The 17,873-nt window shown below is 59.1% G+C and carries 13 protein-coding genes; 4 read left to right on the forward strand and 9 right to left on the reverse strand.

The window, feature by feature from the left end; translation table 11 throughout:
• Nucleotides 1–32: 32 nt before the first annotated feature.
• Nucleotides 33–953, reverse strand: a complete 921-nt coding sequence (ldtB, locus tag DBR02_RS17695) for a L,D-transpeptidase (RefSeq protein WP_063449266.1) — start codon at nucleotides 951–953, stop codon at nucleotides 33–35.
• Nucleotides 954–1,175: 222 nt separating this feature from the next.
• On the opposite strand from ldtB, the gene DBR02_RS17700 reads away from it, so the two are divergent.
• The gene (locus DBR02_RS17700) at nucleotides 1,176–2,771 is read left to right on the forward strand and encodes an ABC-F family ATPase (protein ID WP_063866190.1); all 1,596 of its coding nucleotides are present in this window, start codon (nucleotides 1,176–1,178) and stop codon (nucleotides 2,769–2,771) included.
• Between the two features lie 82 nt (nucleotides 2,772–2,853).
• Here the strand turns inward: DBR02_RS17700 and DBR02_RS17705 are convergent, their stop codons facing one another.
• Both DBR02_RS17705 and DBR02_RS17710 read right to left on the reverse strand, forming a co-directional pair.
• Entirely contained in the window at nucleotides 2,854–5,217 is a 2,364-nt protein-coding gene (locus DBR02_RS17705) for a glycoside hydrolase family 31 protein (RefSeq protein ID WP_129741568.1), read from the reverse strand.
• Nucleotides 5,218–5,234: 17 nt separating this feature from the next.
• Nucleotides 5,235–6,536, reverse strand: coding sequence for an MFS transporter (locus DBR02_RS17710; protein WP_107534987.1), 1,302 nt, complete (start codon nucleotides 6,534–6,536; stop codon nucleotides 5,235–5,237).
• A 285-nt stretch (nucleotides 6,537–6,821) separates the two neighbouring features.
• Between DBR02_RS17710 and DBR02_RS17715 the strand changes: the two genes are divergently transcribed.
• Nucleotides 6,822–7,895 (forward strand): LacI family DNA-binding transcriptional regulator, encoded by a 1,074-nt coding sequence (locus tag DBR02_RS17715; RefSeq protein ID WP_107534988.1) that lies wholly within the window; start codon nucleotides 6,822–6,824, stop codon nucleotides 7,893–7,895.
• On the opposite strand, the gene DBR02_RS17720 is transcribed toward DBR02_RS17715, so the two are convergent.
• From DBR02_RS17720 to DBR02_RS17735, 4 genes are all read right to left on the reverse strand, one after another.
• Nucleotides 7,892–9,148 (reverse strand): DUF1479 domain-containing protein, encoded by a 1,257-nt coding sequence (locus DBR02_RS17720; protein WP_107534989.1) that lies wholly within the window; start codon nucleotides 9,146–9,148, stop codon nucleotides 7,892–7,894. The two genes, DBR02_RS17715 and DBR02_RS17720, sit on opposite strands and share 4 nt — an antisense overlap.
• A 149-nt stretch (nucleotides 9,149–9,297) precedes the next feature.
• Nucleotides 9,298–10,113, reverse strand: coding sequence for a Cof-type HAD-IIB family hydrolase (locus tag DBR02_RS17725; RefSeq protein ID WP_063449261.1), 816 nt, complete (start codon nucleotides 10,111–10,113; stop codon nucleotides 9,298–9,300).
• A gap of 166 nt (nucleotides 10,114–10,279) precedes the next feature.
• On the reverse strand, nucleotides 10,280–12,712 hold the full coding sequence (locus DBR02_RS17730; protein WP_107534990.1) for a formate C-acetyltransferase/glycerol dehydratase family glycyl radical enzyme: 2,433 nt from the start codon (nucleotides 12,710–12,712) through the stop codon (nucleotides 10,280–10,282).
• Nucleotides 12,713–12,716: 4 nt separating this feature from the next.
• Nucleotides 12,717–13,616 carry a glycyl-radical enzyme activating protein gene (locus DBR02_RS17735; RefSeq protein WP_107534991.1) on the reverse strand — a complete coding sequence of 300 codons (900 nt, stop codon included), beginning with the start codon at nucleotides 13,614–13,616 and terminating at the stop codon, nucleotides 12,717–12,719.
• A 127-nt stretch (nucleotides 13,617–13,743) separates the two neighbouring features.
• Here DBR02_RS17735 and fsa point away from each other — a divergent pair, with 127 nt between their 5' ends.
• Nucleotides 13,744–14,406, forward strand: coding sequence for a fructose-6-phosphate aldolase (gene fsa / locus DBR02_RS17740; protein ID WP_107534992.1), 663 nt, complete (start codon nucleotides 13,744–13,746; stop codon nucleotides 14,404–14,406).
• Nucleotides 14,407–14,749: 343 nt separating this feature from the next.
• Here fsa and moeB read toward each other — a convergent pair whose 3' ends face one another.
• Nucleotides 14,750–15,502, reverse strand: a complete 753-nt coding sequence (moeB, locus tag DBR02_RS17745) for a molybdopterin-synthase adenylyltransferase MoeB (protein ID WP_107534993.1) — start codon at nucleotides 15,500–15,502, stop codon at nucleotides 14,750–14,752.
• Nucleotide 15,503: 1 nt separating this feature from the next.
• Nucleotides 15,504–16,736: a molybdopterin molybdotransferase MoeA gene (gene moeA / locus DBR02_RS17750; protein WP_107534994.1), complete on the reverse strand. Its 1,233-nt coding sequence runs from the start codon at nucleotides 16,734–16,736 to the stop codon at nucleotides 15,504–15,506.
• Between the two features lie 189 nt (nucleotides 16,737–16,925).
• Between moeA and iaaA the strand changes: the two genes are divergently transcribed.
• Nucleotides 16,926–17,864, forward strand: a complete 939-nt coding sequence (iaaA, locus tag DBR02_RS17755) for a beta-aspartyl-peptidase (RefSeq protein WP_107534995.1) — start codon at nucleotides 16,926–16,928, stop codon at nucleotides 17,862–17,864.
• The last annotated feature ends 9 nt before the right edge of the window (nucleotides 17,865–17,873 follow it).

Below are 17,873 nucleotides of genomic sequence, written 5' to 3' on the forward strand. Positions count from 1 at the left end.
GCACCGTGGCCCGCTTTTTTGACGTTTCGCAATCAGTTCAGACGTACCGGCATACCGGAACGGTTCTGAATCGCCTGGTCAACGACGGTCGTTTCAACATCCGCCTGAGAGGTCACGGCCTGCACCGCGCTGGTCAGCTTAATTGGCACGATTTCGTTGTTGTTGATCTGATCTTCGCTGGTGGACAGCGGGTTGTGCACTTCAATGTAACGGCTACCGTCCGGCTCGGAGGTCGCTTTCACCGGTTCGTTGATGAACTGCACGCGCGTGCCGACCGGCACGTTTTCAAACAGGAACTTGATGTCGTCGTTACGCAGACGCACGCAGCCGTGGCTCACGCGCAGGCCGATACCGAAGTTAGCGTTGGTGCCGTGGATGGCATACAGACGGCCAATGTACAGCGCGTACAGACCCATCGGGTTATCCGGGCCGGCAGGTACAACGGCGGGCAGCGGCTCGCCCGCAGCGATGTATTCCGCGTGCATTTTGGCGGTCGGCGTCCAGGTTGGGCCCGCTTTCTTACGCTCAACTTTGGTGGTCCAGTTCAGCGGGGTATCTTTGCCCAGCTGGCCGATGCCGATAGGCAGCACGATCACCGTGTTGGTGCCTTTCGGATAGTAATACAGACGCATTTCGGCGCTGTTGATCACGATACCTTCGTGAACGGTATCCGGCAGGATCAGCTGCTGCGGAATGTTAAGCACCGTGCCCGCTTTTGGCAGATACGGGTCAACGCCCGGGTTAGCTTCCAGCATGTTAGACAAGCCGAGCTGGTACTGCGCCGCGAAGTATTCCAGCGGCTGGGTGTTACCTTCCGGAACCGTCACCACCTGGTTTTCACCCACCAGACGGCTTCCGTCTGTCGGCAGGGGATACGTCACCGCAGACGCGGTCTTACAAAAACCTACTACGGCTAACGCCGCCGCAAAAAGCGTTGTTAATTTCATGTTCATGTTATGCGAGGTATCTAAGCCATTCTGGCGATGAGTTGATAAGACTGAATCTGTAATGGGAGCGCATTATATGTGCATTCCCGTTAACTGGGAATTCAGATGTGTACGAAATCACATTTTTTTCGATTTTGTTAAAGTTTAGTGGATTACCGCAACACGGGATCTCAATTCGGAATTGTGGCATAATGCCGTGTTTATCACACTTTTCGCAGGAATCTCTCCGTGTTAGTTACCAGCAACGTCACTATGCAGTTTGGCAGTAAGCCGCTGTTCGAAAATATTTCCGTCAAATTTGGCGGCGGCAACCGTTACGGCCTGATTGGTGCCAACGGTAGCGGAAAATCCACCTTTATGAAGATCCTCGGCGGCGATTTAGAGCCGACGCTGGGCAACGTGTCGCTCGATCCGAACGAGCGTATCGGTAAGCTGCGTCAGGATCAGTTCGCCTTCGAAGAGTTCACCGTGCTCGACACTGTGATCATGGGGCACGCGGAGCTGTGGGAAGTGAAGCAGGAGCGCGATCGTATCTACGGTCTCGCCGAAATGAGCGAAGAAGACGGTTACAAAGTGGCCGACCTGGAAACGCAGTACGGCGAAATGGACGGCTACTCTGCGGAAGCGCGTGCGGGCGAGCTGCTGCTGGGTGTCGGTATTCCGGTAGAACAGCATTACGGCCCGATGAGCGAAGTCGCCCCAGGCTGGAAGCTGCGCGTGCTGCTGGCACAGGCGCTGTTCTCTAACCCGGACATCCTGCTGCTCGACGAACCGACGAACAACCTGGACATCGACACCATCCGCTGGCTGGAGCAGACGCTGAACGATCGCGACAGCACCATGATCATCATCTCGCACGACCGTCACTTCCTGAACATGGTTTGTACGCACATGGCGGATCTGGACTACGGCGAGCTGCGCGTTTATCCGGGCAACTACGATGAGTACATGACGGCGGCAACTCAGGCGCGTGAACGTCTGCTTGCCGACAACGCCAAGAAGAAAGCGCAGATTGCGGACCTGCAATCCTTCGTGAGCCGCTTCAGCGCCAACGCCTCTAAATCCCGTCAGGCAACATCGCGTGCCCGTCAGATCGACAAAATCAAGCTGGAAGAGGTGAAAGCCTCCAGCCGTCAGAACCCGTTCATTCGCTTCGAGCAGGACAAGAAACTGTTCCGTAACGCGCTGGAAGTTGAGGCGCTGACCAAAGGCTTTGATGAAGGCCCGCTGTTTAAAAACTTCAACCTGCTGCTGGAAGTGGGCGAAAAGATTGCCATTCTGGGCGCCAACGGCGTGGGTAAATCCACCCTGCTGAAAACCCTGGTAGGCGAACTGCAACCGGACAACGGTACCGTGAAATGGTCAGAAAACGCGCAGATTGGTTACTACGCGCAGGACCATGAATATGAGTTCGAAAACGACCTAACCGTCTTCGACTGGATGAGCCAGTGGAAGCAGGAAGGGGACGACGAGCAGGCGGTACGCAGCATTCTGGGGCGTCTGCTGTTCAGCCAGGACGACATCAAAAAGCCCGCCAAAGTGCTCTCCGGTGGTGAAAAGGGCCGTATGCTGTTCGGCAAGCTGATGATGGAAAAACCGAATATTCTGGTGATGGACGAACCGACCAACCACCTGGATATGGAATCTATCGAATCGCTGAACATGGCGCTGGAGATGTATCAGGGCACCCTGATTTTCGTCTCTCACGACCGTGAATTCGTGAGCTCCCTGGCGACCCGCGTAATCGAAATTACGCCAGAGCGTGTGGTGGACTTCACCGGTAACTACGAAGATTACCTGCGCAGCAAAGGTATCGAGAGCTAAAAAAAGCCCGGTGGCGCTTCGCTTACCGGGCCTACGGGTGACTTTGTAGGCCGGGTAAGGCGAAGCCGCCACCCGGCAATGTTCAGAGCACCCACTCGCTCCCTTCAACCCCGTTCACCCGCAGCGTACGTTTTTCTCCCGCCGGTAACGACACCTTCAGCGCTTTCCACGCCGGACGATAGTCCCCACGCGCATTCACCTTCAGGTTGATGGTTGATCCGTCACACACCATCTCCCATTCCACCCACAGCGCGTTGCCGTTCCGGTAGCCCCAGCTTTCGCCGTCGTCCTCAAACAGCATCCCTGTGGTGGTGCCGACGCCTTTCACCGGGAAAAGCTTCAGCTCACGGGTATCGTCTTTATCGGCACTCAGGTGACGGATGCGATCGCTGAGCGGCAAACCGGCCCCGGCGCGCACCAGCAGCGGCAGTTTTTCCAGCGGCGCGTCGAGAACGATCGACTGGCCGCCGGCGAACCACGCGTGGGTGTAAAAATCGTACCAGCCGGTGTCGTTGTCCGGTAGCCAGACGCGGCGCTTGCGCTGCCCGGCTTCGACGACGCTTGCCACCAGCAGGTCGCGGCCCAGCAGGAAGTCATCGCACTCTTCAAACGTCTGCGCGTCGTGCTCGTGATCGAGGAAGGTCGGGCGCAGCATCGGCTCGTCGTCGGCGTGCGCCTGCCAGAGCAGGGTGTAGAGATACGGCAGCAGGCGATAGCGCAGTTCAATGGCGCTGCGGATCGCAGGGGTCACGCCCGGGTACATCCACGGTTCGTTCACGGTGCGATCGTCATTCCAGGAATGGATGGTGAAGCGCGGATGCATCACGCCGTTCTGCACCCAGCGCACGAACAGCTCGGCGTCCGGCTTATCACCAGAGAAACCGCCCACGTCGTGACCAACGTTGAACAGCCCGGACAGGCTCATGCCCAGCCCCATGCGAATGTTATAGCGCAGGGTGTCCCAGTTGGTGCGGTTGTCGCCGCTCCAGGTCTGAACGTAGCGCTGCATCCCGGCGCAGCCGGAGCGGGAGATCAGATACGGACGCTTCTCCGGCGCAAAACGCTGCTGCGCTTCCAGCGAGGCGCGCATCATCAGCAGCGGCATCACCGGACGAATGTGCTTGATGGCAATCTCCTTGCCGAAACCATAGCAGCGCGCTTCCCCGTCCCACACTTCGTACTCGTTGTTGTCGTTCCAGGTGGAGTCGATGCCCATCTCCAGCAGCTGCGTGGTCACGCCGTTCTGCCACCACTGCACCGTCTGCGGGTTGGTGAAGTCGAGGTGCGAGCCTTCGTCATCCCAGAAGCTTGAACGTTCAGGCGCATCGGTTTCTGAATCACGAATGAACAGGCCGCGTTCCGCCACTTCGCCGTAGCGAGGATGATCCTGCAACAGGCACGGCTTGATGTTGGCCGCAAGCTTCAGCCCCGCATCGTGGAATGCCTGGCTCATCACCTTCGGCTGCGGCACCTTATCGTAATTCCAGTTGAAAACGTAGCGCTTGCCGTTAATCGAGGTATAGCCGGAGGAGAGCTGGAACGAGTCGCACGGAATGGCGTGCTCATCGCACAGGCGGATGAAGTTCATCAGTTGGTTCTGGGCGTCCGGCGCGTCGGTATAGTGCATGGTCGAGCCGCTGTAGCCCAGGCTCCATTTCGGCCCGAACAGCGTTTTCCCCGTCAGGCGAACGAAGGCTTTGGTGACGTCCAGCGCGCGCTCGCCGGTGAAGAGGTAGTAGTCGATGTCGCCCGCTTCCGCCTGCCAGCGGCGATAGGCGGTGTGATAGTTGTCGATCTCGTTACCCAGATCCAGCCAGCAGCTGCTCAGGTTATCGTAGAACAGGCCGTAGCTCACGTCATCGCGGCGGGTGAGGGTGAACGGGATGTGCTTGTACAGCGGATCGGTGCTGGCGGCGTTGTAGCCCATCGCGTCCAGGTTACGCATCTCATAGCGTTTGCCGTTGCGCTGTAAATTACCCGCTTTCTCGCCCAGCCCGTAGAAACGCTCGTCCTTGCGGCGGCTGAGATAGTGCGCCACGCCGTCGCCGTGAGCGTTAAGCAGGTAGGCGCTGGTCGGGCGATCCTGGACCAGCGGCTGCCATTCGCCGGCATCATTGCGGTAGTGCCACTCCAGCCACAGGGGCTGGTGGACGGTGACGCGCAGCTGCTCGGTTGCCACCGTTAACGTGTCATCCTGCTGCGTCAGGGTCCAGGCCGGGCAGGAAAAACCGCTTATGTCGTCACGACGGCGGCCTTCCCACGGCACGTCTTGTTCCGGGGCGATACTCCAGGTGCGGTCCAGCGCCAGCTCGCCTTTGCGTTTGATTAGCACGCGGAACAGGTTCTGTTCCAGCACGTACAGGCACAGGCGGTGCTGATTATCCACCAGCAGTTCAAGATGATTCGCAGACTGCTTATCAACGGTCCAGTTTTTCAGGGTTTTCATATGCAATACATCCACTATCAGGCGCGCTTGGCGCGACGTTCAGCAATAAATGCCACCAGGAAGAGAGCGCCAATCAGGTCAAAGAACCCCATGGCGATAAAGAGCGGGTTGAAGCCGATTTTGTCGGCGGTCACCCCGATTAACAGGGAGAACAGGAAGCTGGCGATCCACGCCGCCGAGCCGCGCATGCCGTTGACGGTCGCCATCTGGCCCTTATCAAAGGACTCCACCACCAGCGCGCTCAGCATGCAGGAGATAATCTGGTGCCCGAAGCCGCCGATGGAGATCAGCACGATGGTGATATACGGGTCGCGAGTCACGGCGACGATGGCCAGCGAAATCATCAGGAACGCGCCGGTGACGGAGCTGGCCACCACCGAGTTGACGCGGGAGCAGCCGAACCAGCGGGTGTAGAGCCGGGTGAGGTAGCCGCTCGCCACGCTGCCGAGGTCGGCGGCCAGGAACGGCAGCCAGGCGAACATCGCAATCTGCTTCAAATCCATGCCGTGCTCTTTAGCGAGGTACAGCGGCACCCAGAAGCTCAGCACTGCCCAGGCCGGTTCCGCCATAAAGGCCGGAATGGCGATACCGTAGAAGCGTTTGTTCTTCGAGACGGTTTTCAGCGCGGTCAGAAAGGGCAGCCTGACCGGCGCAGGTTCGTTATCCTGCTTGATAAACGCCAGCTCGTCGCGGCTCAGGTTCGGGTGCTGTTCCGGGTTGTGGTAGAACGCCCACCAGAGGATCACCCACAGCAGCGCCAGCACGCCGGTAAACATAAACGCACCCTGCCAGCCAAACGAGGCGTGGGCAAAGTAGATGATAGGCGGGGCCAGCATGGCGCCAATGGAGAAGCCCACGCCCGCCCAGCCGGCGGCAACGGGACGCTCTGATTTCGGGAACCATTCACCGATGGTTTTGGCGTTCGCTGGCGTGGCGGCAGCCTCAGAAGCACCCATAAAGAAGCGCAGGATCGCGAGATGCAGCCAGCTTCCGGCGCCCGCATGGAAGATGCACATCAGCGCCCAGATCCCGGCGCAGACCATAAAGCCAATCTTGAGGCCGATAACGTCGATCAGCCAGCCGCACAGGGGCTGGAAAATGGTGTAGGCAATCTGAAACGCGCCGACGATCCAGGAGTATTGCTCGGTGGTGATACCAAGGCTCTCCTTCAGCTCAGGGGCGAGAATACCTAACGAGTTACGGGTGATGTAGTTAACGGTCACGCCAAGAAGAAACAGCACCAGCACATACCAGCGCAGGTTCTTAATGACGCGACGGGTTTTGCTTGTCGCAACAGTGTTATTGATGTCCTGACTCATTTTCTTCTCCACAAGACGGACGGTAGGGGACGTGGGTTCAGGTGTCACACAGCGTTATGCGTTTGAAAGTTATCTGTTTTAGAGTGTTAAGCTGCTATACAACTAGTATGGAAGTTGTGTGACAGGTTCACCTTATGAAAGAAAATGAGCAGGGAATAGTGGATTTTGTGCAAACTTTCTCATAACTGAGGTTCGTTTATCGGCATTATGGCGTTCAGCTAAGTTATTACCTGACAAAGATGCTGTGAAAATTTTTTCATTTCACATCTGGAGCCAGATCACAAAATGGATAAAAGGCTTAAAATCACCGAAATCGCCGCCCGTACCCAGCTCTCCATCAGCACCGTTTCTCGCGTGCTGGCGGGGAAGGCAAACACCAGCGAAAAGGCGCGGGCGAAGGTGCTGGCGTGCGCGCGGGAGCTGGGGGTAATGGACGGCATGGCGGCGGGGCGTCTGCTGTTAAATAGCCTGGTGGTTTTTGCCCCGCAGCGTGCTTTTGACGAGCGGTCCGACATCTTTTACTACCGCGTCATCCAGAGCGTCGGTAAAGGCCTGGCTTCGCACGAGGTTCGCCTGCGTTACTGCGCGCTGGAGGAGAACGACAGCGACGCGCAGCTGTTTCTGGCCCGGATGAACGAGCCGGATACCCAGGCGGCCATTCTGCTTGGTATCGACGATCCGCATATCCACGATCTGGCGGTGGACGTGGGTAAGCCCTGCATGCTGATTAACTGCCGGGACCGCCACATGCGCCTGCCTGCCGTTGCGCCGGATCATCGCGCCATTGGCGAGCGGGCGGCGGAGTACCTGTTCGAGATGGGGCACCGCGAGGTGATGAACGTGCTCTGCCTGCGCCGGTACACCATGGAGCTGCGCCTGTCGGGGATCCGCGACGCGTGGCACGCCCATAACCTCAAGTTTAACGACAGGCGCGACCTGCTGGTGGTGCCGAGCTTCAGCGCCAGAGAGACCGAACAGCTGGTGAGCGAGTGGCTTCACCAGCAGACAGGGAAAGATCTGCCGACGGCGTTTCTGGTGGGCGGCGATTTTATGGCGGCAGGCACCATCAGCGCGCTGCAAAATCACGGTCTGCGCGTGCCGCAGGACGTCTCGGTGATGAGCATCGACGGCTTTAATCTGGCGGCGATTCAGGATGTTCCCTTAACGGCGGTGCATGTTCCGCGCGATGAGCTGGGAACCGAAGCGGTGCATATGCTCCAGCAGCGGCTGATGCGCCCGGACGCGCCGGTCGGAACATTATTGCTGAACGGCACGCTGGCCGTGCGGGAATCGGTACGGCGGATACGTCAGGGAAAACGACGCACCGCCGTTGAGCGGGAAGGGCTGTACGACAGTTAAGCCATGCCCAGCGCGCGCTTGCCGTGAATGTTCAGATCGTTCACGGTGAAGCGGTCCTGCCAGCTTTTCTCATAATCCTCGCACGGGAAATCGCCCGGTGACGCCCCGGTTTCCAGCGCTTCCTTGACCTTTTTCGCGTAGGCGAGGTTTTTCTCGCACATCGGCGCGGCAGGAATATACATCACGTTGCCCCAGCCCTGCTGATTGTCCACCGGCGCGACGGAGTGGATCACGTCGCAGTGCCACCAGACAGAATCACCGGCTTCCAGCGCCGGAATGCTGGTTAATGCTTCGATCAGCAGCGGGTGCCACTTCTCGGAAATCGGCAGTACGCGCCCCGGCGCCACGCCGCACAGCTCGTCTTCCGGCACATCGTCCAGCAGCGGACGCAGCAGAATGTACGCCATCGCTTCCGGGATCGGCACCACGTGCAGCAGCCCCTGTCCCGGGATCATATCCGACAGCGCCGTCCAGCCCTGGAAGGTGCGGAACACCGAGCATTTGGTGGTGTTATCCACGGTGTACTCTTCCACTTCGGTACGGTGTGCGGCGTTCCACGGATCGTATTTCTCGACGTTGCCGTCAAACACGCGGGCAAAGACCTGCTGATAAGCGGGCAGCAGCCAGCGCTCCAGCGCGCCGGAATCGGTATGCGCCCCCAGCCCTTTGGAGGTGGTTCCCGGCGGACGGCGGCGGATGCGGTCCGGGTAAATTACGCTCACGTCAGGGTCGAACCACTGCTTGCCGTTGCTCTCGAATGTCCATAAACGGTTCAGGAACGACTGTACCTGCGCCATCTCTTCACTCTGGCGCGCCTGCATTTGCGCCTGTGACCAGTAGATCGGGTAAATCTCCGGACGGGAGGCGGTTAAGGTGCCGAAAAAGTTGTCGCCCGGCCCTTTGTACACCTCGTCAAACTTGTTCAGATCGAGGTAGTCGAGCATCGACTGATCCCATGCCAGCGCCTGCTCACGCGGGAAGTGGCCTTTAATCACCGCGCAACCGCGACGTTTAACGGCTTCGCGCTGGGCGTCGGTAATCGTGCCGTTTTTCACATCTGCAAAGGGAATTACCGGCCAGACGGTTTCGCCTTTATTCTTCAGCGCGTTGATTTCCGCCACGCGGGTGGCAATGCTGTCGCTGAGCCTGTCGAACACCGCCTGAACGTCGCCAATCTGGGCCCGTAGCTCGCGTTTCATCTGACGAATTGCCGCTTTGTGGTCCGCCGGCAAGGTTTCACTGGTAAAGGTCATAACTGCCTCACATCTTTCATTCGAAAGTAAAAGTGTCTACAAGTGATACTTTAAGTTAAAAATAAGTTAATGCAAGTTTAAAAACTTGACGCAAGCCACAGGACGGGAAAAGAGTGGGGAGCCGGAGCGAGGCTCCGGCGAGGAAAGGATCAGACGTCGAAAGGCGAGTGGTTGTCGAGCACGGCCTGAATCACGTTCAGCGCGCCCTGATGGTTGTTATCGTCGGTACTGTAGCGGCTAATGTCTTTAATGCTTTGCGCCGCGTTGCCCATTGCAAAAGCGTATTTCACCAGCTTCAGCATTTCCGCATCGTTGCCGCTGTCGCCAATAGCCACGCACTCCTGCGGGGAGATTTTCCAGCGTTTCAGCAGGCGGCTGATGCCATTAGCTTTGTGCAGGCCGGGGATAATCAAATCGACAAAACCGAAGCCGCTGGTGACCGGCTTCATGATGCCGTCCAGGGAGACGTGCAGTTTATCGACCAGGTTCGGGATATCGCTGTCCGGCAGGTTCAGGGAGAACTTAAACAGCACGTCGTCGATTTCGCGGTAATCGCTGATGCGCTTTAAGCGATGATAGTGCTTTGACATGAGCGCCACGAAGGCGTCCGGGGCTTTGTCGCTAACGTAGGCGCTTTCCAGCCCGCAGGCCACAAAGTTCAGCCCTTTATCCTTCAGCAGTTCGCCAATAACGATCTGCGACTCATGGCGCGTCAGCTCGCCGTGGAAAATTTGCTCACCGTGATCGAAGACCAGCGCGCCGTTTTCCGCCACGAAGGAAATCTGCTCTTTCAGCTCGGGGAAGAAGGAGATGAGCTGGTAATACTGGTTGCCGCTGGCGACAACGAATTCAATATTGCGGGCGTTAAGCTGTTCAAACTGTGCCTGGAAGCGGTCACGATCGTACTGCTTGGCATCATCAAGGAAAGTTCCGTCCATATCGGTGACGATAACTTTAACGGTCATACTGTGCTCCTGGGTCACTGCGTTTTGAAACATTCTAATAACAAGGTGACGGGGAGCACAAATTTAATTTCGAATGAAAGTCAGAAAGCCGGGTGGCGGCTTCGCCTTACCCGGCCTACGAAGGGACAATGTAGGCCCGGTAAGCGCAGCGCCACCGGGCGTTTTTTTACAGCGTATGCTCAGTACGGGCAATAATATCGTCCTGCGCATCCGGCGACAGGGCGGTGAAGAACGCCGAATATCCCGCTACGCGCACCACCAGGTCACGGTACTGGTCAGGGTGTTTCTTCGCTTCCAGCAGCGTTTCGCGCGAGACGATGTTGTACTGAATATGCCAGCCTTTGTGTACCTCGAAGAAGGTGCGCAGCAGTACCATCAGCTTCTGACGGTCGCTGTCGTTTTCCAGCGTCGAGGGGTTCAGCTTCTGGTTAAGCAGCACGCCGCCGAGGATCGCTTCCGTAGGCAGTTTACCCACGGAGCCGATAACCGCCGTCGGGCCGAGGTGGTCCGTACCGGAGGCCGGGCTTGCTCCTTCCGCCAGAGGGGTGTGGGCTTTACGGCCATCCGGCGTGGCCATTGTTGCCGCGCCAAACGGCACGTTTGCGGAGATAGACGACGTGCCCGCATAGTAGTTACCGCCAATCGGACCGCGGCCGTAGCGCGGGTTGTGGTACTGCTTCAGCTCTTCAATGTAGGTTTCGTAAGCACGGGTCAGCAGCATGTCCACGCTGTCGTCGTCGTTGCCGTACTTCGGCGCGCCGTTGATCAGGCGCTGGCGCAGCTGCTCATGGGTCAGCCCGTCGAAATCATCCGCCAGCGCCGCCGCCAGCTGCTGCTGACCGATTACGCCCTGGTCAAACACCAGCTTCTTCACCGCCGCCAGGCTGTTGCCAAGGTTGGCGATCCCCACCTGTAGGCCGGAAACCCAGTCATACTTCGCGCCGCCCTGCTTGATGCTTTTCGCGCGTTCGATGCAGTCATCCACCAGCGCCGAGCAGAGAATATCGTGGACGTTCTCTTCCAGCATGGTGTCCACCACGTACTCAATCTCAATGGATTTGCGGGTGTAGTAGCGGATCTGGTTATCCCACGCCGCCATCACCTCATCGAAATTGTCGAAGTTTCCGGCAGAGAGGGCTTTCTCCTGCGGCAGGAATACCTTGCCGCTGGTGGCGTCGCGACCGCCTTCCAGCGCCGCCAGCATCACGCGGGCAAAGTTGATAAAGCTCATGCCGGTGCAACGGTAGCCCCATTTTCCGCCCACCGCGGTTTCGATGCAGCCAATTGCGGCGTAGTCATACGCATCGTCGCGCTCCACGCCAAGCTTGATAAATTCCGGGATCACGATTTCATCGTTGTTAAATGCCGGCATCCCGAAGCCGCAGCGGATCACCTGCACGCAGGCGTCGAGGAAGTCGTTGCTCATGCCGGCGTGGTAGCGCACGCTCAGGTTTGGCTGGGTGGAGCGCAGACGGCCGCAGGATTCCAGAATGGCGTAAGAGAGCGGGTTCACCGCGTCCATCGGCTCGCCGTTAACCAGCTTCTGGCCGCCAATAGTGACGTTCTGATACAGCGGGCTGCCCGCCGAGGCTTTGGAGTGCGAGCCGGAGCGGATCTTGTTCACTTCCAGCAGCTTCAGCCAGCAGCTGTGCAGCAGCTCAATGGCGTGCTCACGATCCAGGCTCTGGTCCAGCTCCACGTCGCGGCGATAGTACGGATAAAGGTACTGGTCCATACGGGCGAAGGAAACGGAGTGACCGTTGGACTCAATTTGCAGGATCAACTGAATGAAGTAGCACAGCTGAAGCGCCTGCCAGAAGGTTTTTGGCGGTTCGTGGGCGATGACGTCGCAGTTTTCCGCTATCGCCAGCAGCTCGTCGCGGCGGCTGTCGCGGGTTTCCGTGGCGGCCATTTCACGCGCCAGATCGGCGAAGCGCGAGATGTGCAGGCTTACGGCTTCCAGCACGATATCAATCGCCTTCAGGAACTGGTCGCCGTGCAGATCGTCCAGCACCGTCAGGTTGATGCGCGAGCGGCGCTCGGCCACTTTCGCACGCAGGCCGTCGAGGCCTTTTTCCAGCACCAGCGGGAAATTCACCGCCAGGTGCGCGTCACCGGAGGTCATGTTGCCTTCCGCTTTGATGATGCCAGTTTCCAGCAAGCCTTTCTGCTCGTCGGTGAACATGCCATAGCAGCGATCCTGCACCGTCTGGCCGCGCCACCACGGGCAGATCTCATGCAGAATACGCTTGTTCTCTTCGCTCACCGCAAAGCCAGCACCCGGACGGTCCGCCAGATCGTCAATCTCTTTCTCGATCCAGGAGACGGTGTATTCCGGGAAGATAGGCGCGGCGCGGACTTCGCTGGCCTGGTTACCGATAATCAGCTCGTCGTGCTTGATCCAGATGGTGCGTTTTGCCAGATGGTGGGCCAGGGCCAGCGCACGACGTACCGGGATCGGCTTGTCCATGTGCTGCTGATACATTTCGGTGTAATGCTGTGCGCGCTCGGTACAGACCGGCGGCTTAACGATATGCACCAGCGCCGTTTTGTGCGCCTTGATGCGCTCGCTGAGGGTGTTGAGATTCAGGGTGGTCATAGGTTTATCCTCGTAAGGTCGCAGTTAACCCTTTCTGGCAGGCATACTGCTGTGCGAAGTCCAGTAGCGCAGGGTTATCCAGCGGTTTGTCAGGGGCAGAGTAGGGTTGGCCGAGCAGGGTGTATTTGTTCATGCCCAGCGTGTGATACGGCAGAAAATGAATATCCTCGACGCCGAGTTCGTCGGCGGCGAAATTGGTGATGGCGGTAACAGACGCTTCATCGGCGTTGAAGCCCTGGATCAGCGGCACGCGAATGGTGATGTTTTTCCCGGCGGCGGCCAGGCGCTTCAGGTTGTCCAGGATCCGTTTGGCCGAACCGTCGGTCCACTGTTTAAACACCTCGCTATCAACATGCTTGAGGTCGGCGAGGAACAGATCGACGAAGGGCAATGACGGTTCGAGGTAATGCCACGGCACGTGAAGGCAGGTTTCAACGGCGGTGTGGATCCCCTGCTCATGGCTAGCCTTAAGCAGGGCGTGCGCCAGGTCAGGGTTCATAAACGGCTCGCCGCCGGAAAGGGTGATCCCGCCGCCGCTGCGGTCGTAGAAGGGCTTGTCGCGCAGCACGGTGGCCATGATCTCTTCCACCTGCTTATCTTCCCCGCAGACGGTGAGCGCCTGGGTCGGACAGCAGTCGGTGAGGGCAGTGAGCGTCTCTTCGCTTAATTTTTCACGATGGATGACCAGCCCGTTCAGCGCACGTTCAATACACTCCGGCGCGGCCTGCTGACACAGGTCACAGCCGTCCAGGCACAGCCGTGCATCAAACAGTACGTCCCGCGTGCGGGAGCGGCTTTCCGGGTTCTGGCACCAGCGACAGCCCAGCGAGCAGCCTTTCAGGAATACCACGGTTCGAATACCGGGGCCGTCGTGGGTGGAGTAACGCTGTACATTGAAGATCATTTTCTTGCCCTCTAATTACATATGAAGATTAAATTACTTTCGAATGAAAGTTATCTTGATATGGGTCAATTCCTGAGCAGGTTTTCTCGTGATAGGGTAAGTGCAGGCTAATTTTGAGGGTGACATCATGGAACTTTATCTCGACACATCTGACGTTGCGGCAGTCAAAAAGCTGGCGCGCATCTTTCCGCTGGCAGGCGTGACCACCAATCCAAGCATTGTGGCGGCAGGGAAAACGCCCCTGGAAGAGCTGTTGCCCGCGCTGCACGACGCGCTGGGCGGCAAGGGCCGTCTGTTCGCTCAGGTAATGGCGACGACCGCCGAAGGGATGGTGGAAGATGCACGTAAGCTGCGCGCGATCGTTAACGACCTGGTGGTAAAAGTGCCCGTGACCGCTGAAGGGCTGGCGGCAATCAAAATGCTGAAAGCAGAAGGGATCCCGACGCTGGGTACCGCGGTATACGGCGCAGCGCAGGGGATGCTCTCCGCGCTGGCGGGGGCTGAGTATGTGGCTCCTTACGTGAACCGCGTGGACGCGCAGGGCGGGGACGGGATCCAGACGGTGGTCGAACTGCAACAGCTGCTGACCCTGCACGCGCCGCAGTCAAAAGTGCTCGCCGCGAGCTTCAAAACGCCGCGTCAGGCGCTGGACTGCCTGCTGGCGGGGTGTGAGTCCATCACGCTGCCGCTGGACGTGGCGCAGCAGTTTATTACCTCTCCGGCGGTGGACGCGGCGGTTGTGAAGTTTGAGCAGGACTGGCAGGGGGCGTTTGGACGGACGTCTATTTGATGCTGTTGCCGGGTGGCGCTGACGCTTACCCGGCCTACGTTCGCATTGATGTTGCCGGGTGGCGCTGACGCTTACCCGGCCTACGTTCGTATTGCTGTTGCCGGGTGGCGCTGACGCTTACCCGGCCTACGTTCGTATTGCTGTTGCCGGGTGGCGCTGACGCTTACCCGGCCTACGTTCGTATTGCTGTTGCCGGGTGGCGCTGACGCTTACCCGGCCTACGTTTGCATCGCTGTTGCCGGGTGGCGCTGACGCTTACCCGGCCTACGTTCGTATTGCTGTTGCCGGGTGGCGCCGCTCGAGCCGTTGTAGGTCGGGTAAGGCGAAGCCGCCACCCGACTTTTTACCGACTACACACCTCACACCCCGGATTGCGCATCAGCTTCATCTCGCGGAACTGGCAGGTCATCGCGTCGTACATCACGATTTTACCCGCTGCCGGGGTGCCGTAATGCGCCAGCACCTTAATCGCCTCCATCGCCTGCAACGAACCAATCACGCCGACGAGCGGCGCCATCACGCCCGCCTCGACGCAGGTCAAGGCATTCTCGCCAAACAGACGGCTCAGGCAGCGGTAGCAGGGCGCTCCCTCAGCGTAAGTGAAAACGCTAATCTGCCCCTCCATGCGGATGGCCGCGCCGGAAATCAGCGGCGTTTTATGGGCAAAGCAGCCCGCATTGAGCTGGTTGCGAATGGCGACGTTATCGGTGCAGTCCAGCACCAGGTCATGCTGTGCAATCTGCGCAAACAGCGCGTCTTCATCCAGCAGGTCGTCAATCAGGGTGAACTGAACGTTGGGATTGATGCGCACCAGCGCCGTGCGTGCAGATTCCACTTTTGGCTGACCAACCGTCGCGTCGCTGTGCAGCGTCTGGCGTTGCAGGTTGGACACCGACACGGTATCGAAATCCAGCAGCGTCATGCTGCCGACGCCCGCCGCAGCCAGGTATTGCGCCGCCGCGCAGCCAAGCCCCCCAAGGCCGACAACCAGCACGCTGGCCGCCTTGAGCGCCTCCTGCCCCTCGAAATCGAACCCGCGCAGCACAATCTGGCGGTTGTAGCGCATCATCTCCGGGTCGCTCAGTTCCACCGTCATGTCAGCCTCCGAACAGGTGGTTAAAGCGTTCCACTTCAACCCATTCGCCCGCCTCGACGTGGCCGCGCTCGCGCTCCAGCACGATAAAGCAGTTGCCCTGGCTGAAGGAGCTAAAGATATGCGAACCCTGATGCCCGGTGGTGCTCACTTCCAGATCACCGTCGGCGTTGCGCGCCAGAATGCCGCGCTGGAAATCGAGACGACCCGGTGATTTTTTCAGGCGCGTTGCCGCCCGCACGCGCAGACGTTCCGGCAGCGGGCTGGCCTTGTTGCCCGAAAGCTTCGCCAGCAAAGGGATCACCAGCTGGTAGAAGGTCAGCGCGGCGGAGACCGGGTTACCCGGCAGGCCGCAGAACCAGCTGTGCGGAAGCTTGCCAAACGCGAACGGTTTGCCCGGTTTAATCGCCAGCTTCCAGAAGGCGATTTCGCCCAGCTCTTCAAGCAGGGTTTTGGTGTAATCCGCTTCGCCAACCGATACGCCGCCGGAGCTGATGACCACGTCGGCGGATTTGTCCGCCTCGATAAACGCCGCGCGCAGTTTTTCCGGGTCGTCTGGAATGATGCCGAGGTTAATCACCTCGCAGCCCAGTTGCTCCAGCATCAGGTGTACCGCCAGACGGTTAGTGTCGTAAATCTGCCCCTCGTGCAGCGGCTGGCCCGGAAGCCGAAGCTCGTCTCCCGTGGAGAACACCGCCACGCGTACTTTGCGGACAACGTCAATTTCCGCGATGCCAAGCGATGCCAGCACCGGCAGCTCAGCGACGGTCAGTTTTTGCCCGGCGGCAAAGACCGTCGCGCCGAGGGTAATGTCTTCCCCGGTACGGCGGATATGCTGTCCGGGTTTGACGCTGGCGGTAAAACGCACGCCGTCGTCCGTTGGTTCGGTCTCTTCCTGCATCACCACCGCTTCACAGCCCTTTGGCACCGGCGCGCCGGTCATGATGCGTACGCAGGTGCCCGCTGGCCATTCGCCGTTGAACGGCTGCCCGGCAAAGGCTTTACCCGCCACCGGCAGCGGCTGACCCGTTTGCAGATCCGCCAGACGTACGGCATAGCCGTCCATCGCCGCGTTATCGAACCCCGGCACGTTCATCGGCGAGACGATATCGCGCGCGGCAATACGGCCAAAACAGCGCACAAGCGGCAGCGTCTCAACGTCGTGCAGTGGGGTAATGCGGTCAAGCATCTGCGAGAGTGCCGTCTCAAGCGGCATCAGTCCGGCGGTAAAATCCATGGTGGGCTCCTGCGGAGTAACAACGAAAGCGCTCATTATGGCAGAAAAGTGCGGCTAACTGTATGACCCGATGGGTGTACGCTTTACATCACAGTTGCGTCTTTCTATATTCAAAAATCATCTGAAGATTCGTCGACGATAATGATATTTATAGAAAAAGCAGCCAGCCAGGCTGATGGGTGATGCGAAATGAGTAAAGCGGTTATCGCAATTCATGGCGGTGCCGGGGCAATCACCCGTGCACAGCTCAGTCCCGAGCAGGAGAAGCGTTACATTGATGCGCTGAACGCCATCGTGGAAACAGGCCAGCGCATGCTGGAAGCGGGCGACAGCGCGCTGGATGTGGTGACCGAAGCGGTGCGGCTGCTGGAGGAGTGTCCGCTGTTCAATGCCGGCATTGGCGCGGTCTTCACGCGTGATGAAACGCACGAGCTGGATGCCTGCGTGATGGACGGCGTCACCCTGAAAGCGGGTGCGGTGGCGGGCGTGAGTCGCCTGCGCAATCCCGTGCTGGCCGCGAGGCTGGTGATGGATCACAGCCCGCATGTGCTGCTGGCGGGCGCGGGGGCGGAGAAATTTGCCGTTGAGCACGGGATGGACACGGTCTCGCCCGAACTTTTTTCCACCGAGGAGCGTTACCGGCAGCTGCTGGAGGCCCGCACTGCGGGGATGACGCAGCTGGACCATGCCGCGCCGCTCGATGAGCGCAGCAAGATGGGCACGGTTGGCGCGGTGGCCCTGGATAAATCCGGCAACCTCGCTGCCGCGACGTCAACGGGCGGCATGACCAACAAACTTCCCGGACGCGTGGGCGACAGCCCGCTGCCGGGGGCAGGGTGCTACGCCAATAACGCTACCGCGGCGGTGTCGTGCACCGGCACCGGCGAAGTGTTTATCCGCGCGCTGGCGGCCTACGACATTACCGCGCTGATGGATTACGGCGGTTTAAGCCTGAGCGAGGCCTGCGAGCGGGTGGTGATGGAAAAGCTGCCGGCGCTGGGTGGGGAAGGTGGCTTAATTGCCGTGGATCGGGAGGGTAACGTGGCGCTGCCGTTCAACAGTGAAGGGATGTACCGTGCGTGGGGATATGCCGGCGATGCGCCCAGCACAGGCATCTATCGTGAATAAGGGGGCATT

It is taken from the genome of Enterobacter cloacae complex sp. (genome assembly GCF_900322725.1).
Lineage (GTDB): Bacteria > Pseudomonadota > Gammaproteobacteria > Enterobacterales > Enterobacteriaceae > Enterobacter > Enterobacter quasihormaechei.